We start from the raw sequence: 13,045 nt of genomic DNA, 5'->3' as shown, positions 1-13,045 counted from the left end.
TTTAAAATGTTTCCCTAAAAGTTTCCCATTTTGTGTGAAATGCTATGAAATACAGTGCAACGTTTTTCATAAGAAAAAGCGCTACATCAAGGTTTTTGAAACCTATGCAACGCCATGAAATGTTAATTGGAGCTAACGGGAATCGAACCCGTGTTTGCTGATTGCGAACCAGCCGTACTCCCTCTATACTATAACCCCAAAATACAATGGCTTTGTTATGCCAATGTATTTTTTATTATAAATTACAAGTCTTGTTGGAAATCCATTGGTGTATATAATTTCAATAACTTACTGAAAACAAATTGTGCAATGAGCCCTGCAATGACTGGAATGACTAACCATGCAATAATCGCCACAAATGGATTGATGAAGTTATTCATCACTGAAGATGGCACTGCAGCATCTTTAACCATTGACTGAATTGGAGAAACCAAACCAATGTAACCAAATCCAGCAGTTGTTGGTGTTCCTTGAATATTAAATAGTGCCACTGGAATACCTGAAATTGCGGCCGTCAATAAGAATGGCAACATTGTTACAGGCTTAGCAAATACAGAAGGCATCATACCTTTCATAGCACCCAAAGCAATCGCAACCGTTACACCGGGCTTATTCACCTTCCAAGAATTAATTAGCAAGACGATAGTCGTTGCCACAACACCCATCGCTGCGGCACCTGAACCAATACCAGACAAACTAATTGCCAAGGCAATACCAACAGTTGACACAGGTGTGATAATGATAATTGCAAACGCCATAGCAATCAACATTGCCATTGGGATTGGCGCTAACTTTGTAAATGTTTCCACCAAGTTACCAATCCAAGTCGTAATATCACCAACATAAGGTGCAATAGATTTACCAATTAATCCAACACCACCGCCAACAATAATTGGGCTCAAAATAATTGCAACTGAACCAAATCCTTTCAAATAGCGGGCTACTAACCATGTCACAAAGACAGCAATCGCAGACACAATCATAGCATTGATAACATCACCAGCACCACTGGCAATGTAAATGTTTGCTGGCGCAACTGATTTCAAACCAGTTACTGGGTTAACAAACCCTGCTGGCGCAACTGCCCATTTGATTGAACCAGATGCAACCGCTGTTGCAATAGCCACAACACCAACATCCAAGCTCTTCATCTTAAATTGTAAAGCAACAGCCATACCAATTAAAAATGGAATCAACGATGTAAATAAAGTTAGAATAGCGCTCAAGTTAGCACCAAAAGCAGTTGTGCCTAAACCTGAATATTGAATAATGTATTTCATCACAGCCGATGGCAAAACACCAATCAAAATTCCCTGAGCTGATCCTGATAATACTTTAAAGAAAAAATCCTTTAAATGTAAATTAGTTTGACCACTAAAGGCCACGGGCGCATTTTCTTTTGCTTTGCGTGCATAAGCCTCATTCCGAACTTCCTGCGACGCTTTTGATGACCATTTCTGGCCGTCTGCTTTGATAGTCATATCAAATTTCCTCTTTCCAACGCTTGTGATGTCTCCCACTATCTCAACAACACAGCACATAAATATATTACACTAACAATTATATCACTTGATTATCATTTCACAAGTACCCCGCATAAAAATTCCCAGATGTCTAGTCTGGGAATTTAACAGTTTTATGTTTGTAAAATACGTTCAATTAATATTTAACTGCAATGGCTGGTGTTTCACCTTTTGCAAATGCAACCGCGGCATCGAATGATTGGTGAACCATTTCTAAGACAGCCTTTGTTGTATAGAAAGCTGTATGTGGTGTAACCAAAACATTTTCGCGTGCAATCAAATCAGCAATCTTTGGATCTGGGAATTCCTTGTCTGACCAATCTTCATTGAACAAACCAACTTCGTTTTCGTAAACATCCATACCAAAATCAGAAATTTTACCAGAATTCAAACCATCAATCACGGCATCAATGTCCATCAAATTACCACGAGCAGCGTTCATGATAACAACACCATCTTTCATCTTTGAAATCGCATCAGCGTTAATCAAATGATGATTTTCAGGAACACCTGGCACGTAAAGTGAAATGGCGTCTGCTTGCGCATACAATTCATCAAGTGTGTCAACATACAAACCTTCAGCTTGCAATTCAGCATTTGGGAACTTGTCGTAGGCAATCACTTTTGCGCCGAATCCCTTTAAAATGTTAATGGCAACACGGCCAATATGGCCTGTACCAATAACGCCAACAGTTTGCATACGCATTTCGCGACCAATTGTTGGTGCCCAACGCAAATCATGCTTAGCGATCTTTGCATCCAAAGCTTTTGTACGACGTAGCAAACGTGACAATTGAATCATTGAATGTTCAGCAATTGCATTTGGTGAATAAACTGGGACATTTGAAATATTAAAATTGAATTCACGCGCAGCATCAAAATCAATGTTATCTGTTCCAACATTACGCAAAGATAAGTTAGTAACACCAACATTAGCTAAAGCAGTCAATGTTTCACGAGTATAATCCAATTGTTGATAAACAACAGCTGAATCAGCCCCTTCAGCTAATTTAGCTGTTTCAGGTGTCAACAAATCTTGTGTATAGTCAACTTCAACCTCTGGGTTAGCAGCTTTCCATTCTTCAAGTGATGGCTTTTCATCATCACGAATACCGTAAGCAAAAATCTTCATGAGTTCCTCCAAAATTTTATTACACTTACATTGTACCCTATTTCACTAATGAAAGCACGACATTTAATTATCACGCATCTATTTTTTCTCATAATTTGTTCTCAAAATGCTTAAACTAAAAACACACTTTATTCACAATTAAGCTGTAATATTATAGATATTCCAGAGCAACACGCGCTGGAAACTCTCCTAAATAACGTCATCGCTAGATGACTCTCCTTCGAATTTTTTAGATGCCCGCAACATCTAAATTCATGAAAGCAGCCGTGATGAAGCTGCTTTTTTTCTGCATTAAAAAACAACCTCTCGGTTGTTTTTATTTTGAGATAGGCTTATCACCAGACTTTGTTAAAATACCGTCAATAAAACCGTATTCCAATGTCTCTTCGGCACTCATCCAGTTATCACGTTCAGTATCGTGCGCGATTTGATCCAAATCCTTACCAGAAGCATCAGCCAAAATTTTGTTCAATTTTGCACGTGTTTTGGTCAATTGCTCAGCAATAATCGCCATGTCGGTCTGTTGCGTACCGCCGGCAGCACCACCCATTGGTTGATGAATTAAGTACTCAGCATTAGGCAGCATATAACGATGACCCTTTTCACCTGAAGCAGCAATTATAGTCCCCATCGAAGCTGCGAGTCCCATCACAATAGTTGTCACAGGTGCTTTAATAAAGTTCATCGTGTCGGTGATTGATAATCCAGCTGTTACAGAACCGCCGGGTGAATTAATATACATCGAAATTTCTTTATTTGGATCTTGAGCCTCCAAAAACAGCAACTGAGCAACAATAGATGTCGCCATACTGTCTTCGACCTCTCCTTGCACCAAAATAATACGATCTTTTAATAAACGTGATGGCAAATCATAGTTTTCACGTCCATTTGCAGTTTGTTCAATAACTCCGGGCCACATAAATTTTACCTCGTATCTTAGCTTGGTTAATTCAAATAATTAACTTATTATTATTTTAGCACATTAACGACGCGAGTGCTAAAAATTTACAATTTCGTTAAATCATAGGTTTCACCAGCTTCAATCATTTCTGCCAATTGCTTTAATTTTCGCATACGATGATTAACGCCTGATTTACTAATTTCTAATATATCACCAAGTTCAGCTAGTGATTCATCAGGATGATCTAGTCTTGCTTGTGCCACTTCGCGCAGTTTTTGTGGTAGAAAGTCCAAACCACCAATTTGCTTTGCGATCATCTGAATCTGCGATACTTGTTTATTAGCGGCAATCGCCGTTTTTTGCATGTTAGCCGTTTCAGCATTAACCAACCGATTCACCGAATTTCGCATATCGCGCATCATTCTAATGTCTTCAAAGCGTAACATTGATTGTGTCGCACCAATGGTTTGTAAAAAATCAACAATTTTTTCAGCACGTTTCAAATAGACAATAAAGCCATTACCGCGATCAGTCATTTTGGCTGGCAAATCAAACCCGGACATCATCACCAAAAGTTGCTCGCCTAGTTCTTCATGCGTTGTATAGATTTCTAAATGATAATTTGCTTTTTCGGGCGAATTTACAGAACCTGTCGCTAAAAAAGCGCCGCGTAGAAATGACCTTTTTTTATCGACTTGATTTAAAATTCGTGACGGAATTTCCGGATGAAGCCCAAAGGGGTCAACACCGAGATCATTTAGTACATCATCAATCTGGCTTTTCAGCAACACACCGTATGACTTGTGCCGAGAAAGATGATTATGGTCACTGACTGTTACTTCGACCTCAACATTGGCATAACTTTGTTTTAAAAGTGTATAAATACGTCTAGCAATTGCAGCATTTTCCGTCTGGACACGAATACTTTGATCTAGTCCAAGTGTACTGACACCATTCATACGCATAAGTGCCGATAACTCCGCTTTAGCGTTAGCACCATGAACAATCAAACCAGTCAGTTCTTTTTTTACTTCAGCAGCGTAAGACATCTATCGTTTTCCTAAAATTTCAATCAATTTATCAGCAATTTTTTGACCATCATGAAAAGCACCGGCATCACGCAATTGCAAAAAATCGCCGGCAATTTGCTGTGCCCCTTGAACTTTGACCGCTGGTTCATCAAGTTTAACTTGTTTCGAAATCTCATTCCATTTTTGAAAATCAACGAAATCGTCTGGTACCTTTTTACTGTTTGAAACAACATAGTTAACGACGGGAGCACCAATATGTGCGTTAAGGGCTAGCAAATGTTGTGCATCTGTATACGCATCTGTTTCGCCTTTTTGCGTCATAATGTTAGCAATATAGACTTGTTTGGCTGATGTTTGCTGGAGAGCCTGTCTCACTTCTGGCACCACAACGTTTGGTAAAATCGAAGTAAACAAGCTTCCTGGTCCATATACTACCATATCCGCGTTCATGATTGCTGTCACAACTTCTGGTGCTGCCTTAGGTTCCTCACCCGGTTCATCGCCGGTAACCCAGACATGATCAATCGTCTGATGCGCATGCGTAATCTCAGACTCACCAGCTAAAGTTGATCCATTTTTAAACTCTGCATGTAAAACCAGTGGCTCATTTGAAACTGGATAGACATGTCCACGCACACGTAAAAACGCTGCTAAACGTTGCACCGCATCAAAAATATTACCCTGCATTTCCGTAATTGCAGCAATAATTAAATTACCCACAGCATGTTCTGCGAAAAATGCATCTTCTGCGTGAAAACGGTACTGTAATAGCTTCAAAATTTCTGGGTCAACATCGGCCATAGCCACCAAAATATTACGAATATCGCCAGGTGGGACAATATTAATGTAATCTCTTAGCAGCCCACTTGAACCACCATCATCAGCAACAGTCACAATGGCTGATAAATCAACCGCTTCTCTGACCAATGGCTTGATGATAACTGGCAAGCCAGAACCACCGCCAATAATCACGATTTTAGGTTTCATATTTTGCACCTTTCCAAAAACTAACTTAATTTTAACACAAAAAGCCGCCCCACAATTTTGTAGGACGACTAGATGCTACTTAGAAACTGTTTTTTGACGGGCTAGGTCGTGAATTGCCTTTAAGGCACGTTTACGCGTCTTAATATTAGGACTTTTCAACTTGCGAGCCGCTGAAGCAATGTCTAATTTTTCTGTCATTGTATGAGATCTCCAATTTGTTTTTTTGCAAATAGGGACGGAGTAATTAGTGTCTTATGACATTAATTACTCTAGCAATCTTACTTACAATTAATAACTATACCACATTTAAATAGGAATGCAACTATTTAGCACGAGCCAAATCACGTTCAATAATCGTTTTGAGATAACGCCCTGTATAGGACTGAGCTGTTTTCATGACCTTTTCAGGTGTTCCCGTGACTAGTACTTCACCACCACCTGCGCCACCTTCAGGTCCCATATCAATCAGCCAATCAGCAGATTTAATGACATCTAAATTATGTTCGATCACAACCACTGTATTGCCAGCATCAACCAATCTTTCAAGAACTAGCAGTAACCGCGCAATATCGTCTGTGTGAAGCCCTGTGGTTGGCTCATCCAAAATATACATCGTTTTACCATTAGTACGACGATGCAATTCAGATGCCAGTTTCATTCTCTGTGCTTCACCACCCGAAAGGGTTGTGGCTGACTGACCTAATGTGACATAGCCTAAGCCAACATCGTTAATAGTTTGCAACTTTCGGGCTATTTTAGGAATTGGCGCAAAAAAATCAAGGGCTTCAGTTGCTGTCATGTTCAGCACTTGTGAAATATTTTTGCCTTTGTAGCTCACTTCAAGTGTTTCAGAATTATAACGTGTGCCGCCACATACCTCACAAGCCACATAGACATCTGGCAAAAAGTTCATTTCAATTTTGATAACACCATCACCACGACAATTTTCGCAACGACCCCCTTTGGTATTGAATGAAAACCGCCCCTTATTGTAGCCACGCATTTTTGCTTCATTTGTCTGTGCAAACAAATCACGAATATCATCAAATACGCCGGTATACGTAGCAGGATTTGAACGAGGCGTCCGCCCGATTGGTGATTGATCAATGTCAACAACTTGTTCAATATTTTCAACACCATCAATGGCACGAAAACGACCAGGTTTTTCAGAATTATTGTTTAGTTTTTGCTTGAGGGCTCGTTTTAAAATCGTGTTAACTAACGTTGACTTTCCTGATCCAGACACCCCAGTAACAGCAATAAACTTCCCCAAAGGAAACTTTACGGTGACATTTTTAAGGTTGTTTTCTTTAGCGCCTTTAATGGTAATGCACTCACCATTTCCTGATCGACGCTTAATCGGCACGGGAATATATTTTTTACCGGACAGATATTGCCCCGTTAAGGAGTTGGGATTGGCCTCTACAATCGCCGGTGTGCCACTGGCAACAATTTTTCCACCAAGTTCACCAGCACCCGGGCCAACATCAATCAGGTAGTCAGCAGCACGCATTGTGTCCTCATCATGTTCCACAACTACTAACGTATTACCTAAATCACGCATACGTTGCAATGATGCCAAAAGCATGTCATTATCCCTTTGGTGCAGTCCAATAGATGGTTCATCTAAAACATATAACACACCAGATAAATTAGAACCAATTTGCGTAGCCAAGCGAATACGCTGAGACTCGCCACCGGATAGTGTCCGAGCAGAACGAGAAAGCGTTAAATACTTTAAGCCAACACTTTCCAAAAATCCCAAACGATCTTTAATTTCTTTAATAATCGGCGCGGCAATTTCTGTATCTTGTTGACCTAAGCTGATACCATTAAAAAAATCAAGTTCTTGGTCAACAGGCATTTCAGAAACTTCACCAATATGCTTACCCGCAATTTTAACTGATAAAGCTGCCGGGTTCAAACGGTATCCACCACAAGATTTACAAGTCAACTCTGTCATGTAGTTGGCCATTTGGTCTCGTGTAAAATCAGAATTAGTTTCGTTAAACCGTCGAGTGATGTTGTTGATAACACCTTCGAATGGTATATCCACATCACGAACACCACCAAAATCATTTTCATAATGAAAATGAAAGTCCTTGTCACCAGAACCATTTAGGATAAGGGCTTTTTGTTTAGTGGTTAATTTCTCAAATGGTTTGTTCATATCAATCTTGAATTGCTCAGCAAACTGCTTTAGCATTTCAGGATAATAATTAGATGAAATTGGGTTCCATGGTACGATAGCCCCGTCATTGAGAGACTTTTGTGAATCCGGAATAACCAAATCAGTATCGACTTCGCGTGTAACACCTAATCCTTGACAAAATTCACAAGCACCTAGCGGTGCATTAAAACTAAATAGTCGCGGTTCTAATCGACCAACACGAAAATCTTTTAATTCACCAAGATAATGATCTGAATACTTTAGAACAATTGCTTCTGCTTTTTCATCTCGTGAAACGACATCAATTGTCACGCGACCAGCCGCGAGCCGTACTGCTGATTCAATTGAATCATATAAGCGTGAACGTGAGTTACCACGTAAAACGATACGATCAACCATTACATCGATATCGTGTGCTACATTTTTATCTAATGTGATATTGTCTGAGTCTAACTCAATCAATTTACCATCAACTCGGGCACGAATGTAGCCTTGTTTACGCATCACATCAAAAGCTGAAGCGTGTGAGCCACGTTGATGCTGAATGATCGGTGCAAAAACCTGTAAACGGCTACCCTCAGCCAACTGTTCAAGTACATCATTGACCATTTGATCAATTGTGTACATAATTTTTGTGCCGTCAGCCGGATCGTCTGGACGTCCAACTCGTGCATATAATAGCCTAAAATAGTCATTAATTTCTGTGACAGTCCCAACCGTTGATCTGGGATTATTGGAGGTTGTTTTTTGATCAATCGAAATCGCCGGTGATAGTCCATCAATAGAATCGACATCTGGTTTATCCATTTGACCTAAAAATTGGCGAGCGTAAGAACTTAAGCTTTCCACGTAGCGACGTTGGCCTTCAGCATAAAGTGTATCAAATGCCAACGACGATTTACCAGATCCCGACAAACCAGTGACAACAGTCAAGCGATCTTTTGGTATATCCACATCAATGTTTTTTAGATTATGTGCCCGAGCACCACGAATTTCTATTTGTGTTTTTGCCATTCTTTTTCTCTTTAAATTAATTTAAATAGTGTTGGTTAATGACCAGCACGTGTTTTTAATGTCATGACACTATCACGCAATTGCGCGGCTTCTTCAAAGTCCAGCGCTTTAGCAGCTGCTTTCATTTGTGCCGTCAAATTATCAATAATAGCCTGTTGCTCATCTGCTGGCAAATCATCAAACGCCACTTGCGTCAAATCAACTGCTTTTTCATCCGAAACAGCAGCGTGCGTAATTGAAATAAGGTCTCTAATTTCCTTTTTAATGGTCTTTGGCGTAATGTCATGCGCTTCATTATAGGCCATTTGTATCTCACGACGTCGACTAGTTTCTGCCATTGCTTCTGCCATCGACGCTGTGATTTTATCGGCATACATGATGACATGACCATTTTCGTTACGTGCTGCACGGCCAATAGTTTGAATCAATGAGCGCGGATTACGCAAAAAGCCTTCCTTGTCCGCATCTAAAATTGCCACTAAGGACACTTCAGGCACGTCAATACCTTCACGTAACAAGTTAATGCCAATCAAAACATCGTACTTCCCTAAACGTAAATCACGAATAATTTCCGTTCTCTCTAATGTCTTGATGTCAGCATGTAAGTAGGCAACTTTAATGCCCAAATCTTTTAAGTAATCAGTTAAATCCTCTGCCATCCGCTTAGTAAGCGTCGTAATGAAGACGCGTTCGTCACGTTTCGATCGCAAATTAATTTCGCCCACCAAATCATCAATTTGGCCCATAACTGGACGTACCTCAACCTCTGGATCAAGCAGACCAGTGGGACGAATAATTTGCTGTGCGATATGATCAGGTGTTACACGGTTCATTTCATAATCGCCCGGTGTGGCTGACATGTAAATGATTTGATTCACATGTTGCTCAAATTCTGGTAATGTTAGTGGCCGATTATCTAATGCACTTGGTAATCGAAAACCATAGTTCACCAATGTTTCTTTACGCGCCTTGTCGCCATTAAACATCCCCCTTACCTGCGGCATTGTCACATGGCTTTCATCCACCACAATCAGAAAATCATCTGGGAAAAAGTCAAGAAGTGTAAATGGTGGCTCGCCGGCTTGACGGCCATCCATCCAACGTGAATAGTTTTCAATACCACCAACAAATCCCATTTCTTCGAGCATGGCTAAATCATATTCAGTACGTTGCTTAATGCGCTGTGCTTCGATTAATTTACCTTCTTTTTCAAACTTTGCAACTTGTTCGTTCATTTCTTGGCGAATACCCTCAAGCGCAACACGCATTTGGTCGTCATCTGTCATGAAATGCTTAGCTGGAAAAATGGCAACATGCTCACGTTCTGCTACTGTTTCGCCTGTTAAAGAATTAATTTCTCGGATACGATCAACCTCATCACCAAAAAATTCTACGCGTAGCGCCATTTCATCCTGTGACGCTGGAAAAATTTCGACGACATCACCACGAACTCGGAAAGTGCCACGATGAAAATCAATGTCGTTTCGTGTAAATTGAACGTCAATAAGGTCACGCATTAGTTGGTCACGACCGTACTCATTGCCTACCCGCAAACTAATGACATGATCTTTATACTGATGTGGATCACCCAATCCAAAAATCGAACTGACAGAAGCCACCACGATTGTATCACGTCGTTCTAACAACGCACTTGTTGCCGAGTTACGTAATTTATCAATCTCATCATTGACAGCGGAATCTTTTTCAATAAAAGTATCGGAACTTGGTACATAAGCTTCTGGTTGATAATAATCATAATATGATACAAAATATTCGACAGCATTATTTGGAAAAAATTCTTTTAATTCGCTATACAGTTGGCCTGCTAACGTTTTATTATGGCTAAGAACTAGTGTTGGCCTTTGCGCATTCTTAATGACGTTCGAAATAGTAAATGTCTTACCTGTGCCCGTAGCACCAAGTAAAATTTGTTCTTTTACATTATTATTTAAACCACTGACTAGCTGCTCGATGGCTTGCGGCTGATCACCGGTTGGCTGATATTTTGAGACCACTTCAAATTCATGATCTGTTTGGTGTTCAATCATATTATTTTCTCTTTTCGTCACCGTATCACTATTTTTTGAGACAATCTTATTTCATTATATCAAAAAACGAACAAATGTTCTAGTTGAACCTTGTTCGCCATTTTTTACTTATCTGAATCGTCACTTTTTAACTCAGGTGCATCTGTCACATAATCGCTCAATGTGGATTTGCCCTTATTTTGTGCCAAAATACTTGATGGATTACTTTTTTGTGCCTTTTTCAAGGCTGCTAAACCAGCAGACTTTTTGTAATTATAATCTTTTTTGTTTACCGCATGGAAGTCTGATCGTGATGTATCAAATCTCAGCAAATCACCAGTGATAACCTCATCTGAATAGCCAAGCACTTTTGTCGCATAAGCTGACATAGTTTTGGCTACCTTTTTCAGTTGCTTATCGGCACTTTCTGTGACCTGCTCTCCCGTTTGCGTATTAAAGTATTGATTATTAAACTTTGTATAATTTGGCGTTATCCAATCACCATCTCGGAAAACAACTTTACCTTTGTAATTGCTCGATAGCATATCTTGCCCAAACATAGTCATCCCATCATCTGGCACGCCTAACACGTCCAACAAAGTTGGCATCATATCAATTTCACCACCATAAGTGTGATTAATACCACCTTTGAGACCAGTCGCATGAATCATAAACGGTACCTTTTGGAAATTGGCTAAATCGTAATTCGTGACTTTGTCTTTTCCAAGTAATTGCGCAATTGCTGGTTGATGATTTTCAGAAATACCATAATGGTCACCATAAAGCACAAACACTGAATTATTATAGAGTCCAACTTTTTTAAGGTACGTCATTAATTCGCCAAAAGATTGGTCCAAATAATGAGCTGTTTGAACATAGCCGTCAACTGTATTATCACCTGTTTTGGTCGCCGGAAAATCAATGTTTTGCTTATCTAAATCGTATGGGTAGTGGTTAGTAACCGTGATTAACTTTGCATAGAATGGTTGTGGCAGTTGCTCAATGTACTGAGCACTATCTCGTAAGAATATTTTGTCTTTCATCCCATAACCAATGTTATAGTTCGCCTTATTAGCGTTGGAATAGTAAGATTTTGAAAAGAAATAGTCGTAACCAAATGATTTGTAGGTATTATCTCTGTTCCAAAAGCTGGCAACATCGCCATGAAAGGCTGCCGTCGTATAACCACGTTGTCCCAAAATAGCCGGCAATGACTCAAACGTATTATTGGTGCCATATTTAACCATTGCTGAACCAGTTGCTAAGCCAAACAATGAATTTTCCTGCATCATTTCAGCATCAGAAGTTTTACCTTGCCCCACTTGATTATAAAAATTATCAAAGCTCAACGTATTTTGGTCATGATAAAACTTATTTAAATTAGGCGTTACTTCTTGACCGTCAACTTTATAATCAATCAAAAATTGTTGGAATGATTCCAAGTGAATCATAAAAACATTTTTGCCTTTTTGTGTACCATAGTATTGAATATTATCTGGCAATTTTTGTGTTGCAACAAATTTTTTAACTTTAGCCAAATCGGTTGGTTTAGCACGCTTCCGACTTTCTGTTTGATTATAAGTTTGAACTGCATTGAACACAACATACTCATTCAACCCAAGATATTTAACAATGTAATTATTATCAAACGAACGCGTCAACAATCCTGAACGGTTCGTCGATGCAATACCATAGTCAACAAACATTAAAATCACACCAAACAATGTTGTCAAAATAGCAAATTTTTTCTGAACACCTTTGCGGTCAATTGTTAACTGCTTAAAAACAACCAGAGCAATCAAAATAATGATGTCTATGAAAACCAAATAATCGGTCCAATGAATAATCGCAGCGATAGATTTGCCCAAGTTATTACCGGTCGAACTCCCTGATCCTAAAATACCCATCGATAGAAAATCAGAAAATTCTCGATAGTACAGCATGTTTGCAAACAGCCAAACAGATTGAATTAAGTTGAAAATAATCGCCAACCAGTAACTCAATGCACCACGAAAATATAGGGCGATACTAATAAATATAATAGCCGTTGGAATTGGATTTAGAAACAACAAAAATTGCTGTGTTGCGCCTTCCGCCCCTAAGTTAAAGTTCATATGATATTCGGCAAACATTTTCAGCCAAACCAACATCACATTCAGAATAAAAAACCAAACAATTGGTGCCGATGTATCCATCGTACGTTTTATTTGTCGCCACCATGTTTTAGGACTAGAAATTAATTTTAATAAACGTTTCATTG

General features: G+C 39.4%; 9 protein-coding genes and 1 tRNA gene. All 10 read right to left on the bottom strand.

Translation table 11 applies throughout. The features are described from left to right. Positions 1-127: 127 nt before the first annotated feature. The 10 genes from IEU71_RS01535 to IEU71_RS01490 all read right to left on the bottom strand — a co-directional run bounded on the left by IEU71_RS01535 (position 128) and on the right by IEU71_RS01490 (position 13,043). Positions 128-198: transfer RNA gene (locus IEU71_RS01535), tRNA-Ala, on the bottom strand. A gap of 44 nt (positions 199-242) precedes the next feature. Beyond that, positions 243-1,481 (bottom strand): PTS sugar transporter subunit IIC, encoded by a 1,239-nt coding sequence (locus IEU71_RS01530; protein WP_004911378.1) that lies wholly within the window; start codon positions 1,479-1,481, stop codon positions 243-245. Positions 1,482-1,659: 178 nt separating this feature from the next. Next, positions 1,660-2,655 carry a D-2-hydroxyacid dehydrogenase gene (locus IEU71_RS01525; RefSeq protein ID WP_004911380.1) on the bottom strand — a complete coding sequence of 332 codons (996 nt, stop codon included), beginning with the start codon at positions 2,653-2,655 and terminating at the stop codon, positions 1,660-1,662. A gap of 316 nt (positions 2,656-2,971) precedes the next feature. Continuing rightward, positions 2,972-3,574, bottom strand: coding sequence for an ATP-dependent Clp protease proteolytic subunit (locus IEU71_RS01520; protein WP_004911383.1), 603 nt, complete (start codon positions 3,572-3,574; stop codon positions 2,972-2,974). Positions 3,575-3,660: 86 nt separating this feature from the next. Beyond that, complete coding sequence (whiA, locus tag IEU71_RS01515; protein WP_004911385.1) at positions 3,661-4,605, bottom strand: DNA-binding protein WhiA; 945 nt, start codon at positions 4,603-4,605, stop codon at positions 3,661-3,663. Further along, positions 4,606-5,574, bottom strand: a complete 969-nt coding sequence (locus IEU71_RS01510; protein WP_004911387.1) for a gluconeogenesis factor YvcK family protein — start codon at positions 5,572-5,574, stop codon at positions 4,606-4,608. A gap of 75 nt (positions 5,575-5,649) precedes the next feature. After that, positions 5,650-5,772, bottom strand: a complete 123-nt coding sequence (locus IEU71_RS01505; RefSeq protein WP_004911390.1) for a putative metal homeostasis protein — start codon at positions 5,770-5,772, stop codon at positions 5,650-5,652. A gap of 124 nt (positions 5,773-5,896) precedes the next feature. Further along, a complete protein-coding gene (gene uvrA / locus IEU71_RS01500) occupies positions 5,897-8,758 on the bottom strand; it encodes an excinuclease ABC subunit UvrA (RefSeq protein ID WP_004911395.1) in 2,862 nt (953 codons plus the stop codon). 35 nt (positions 8,759-8,793) lie between these two features. After that, a complete protein-coding gene (uvrB, locus tag IEU71_RS01495; protein ID WP_004911401.1) occupies positions 8,794-10,806 on the bottom strand; it encodes an excinuclease ABC subunit UvrB in 2,013 nt (670 codons plus the stop codon). A gap of 104 nt (positions 10,807-10,910) precedes the next feature. Continuing rightward, positions 10,911-13,043 (bottom strand): LTA synthase family protein, encoded by a 2,133-nt coding sequence (locus tag IEU71_RS01490; protein WP_004911403.1) that lies wholly within the window; start codon positions 13,041-13,043, stop codon positions 10,911-10,913. Between the last annotated feature and the right edge of the window lie 2 nt (positions 13,044-13,045).

The sequence above is a fragment of the Leuconostoc falkenbergense genome (assembly GCF_014634805.1).
GTDB lineage: Bacteria > Bacillota > Bacilli > Lactobacillales > Lactobacillaceae > Leuconostoc > Leuconostoc falkenbergense.
Note: the sequence above shows the minus strand (reverse complement) of the source record. Positions and strands in the feature narration are given on the sequence as shown.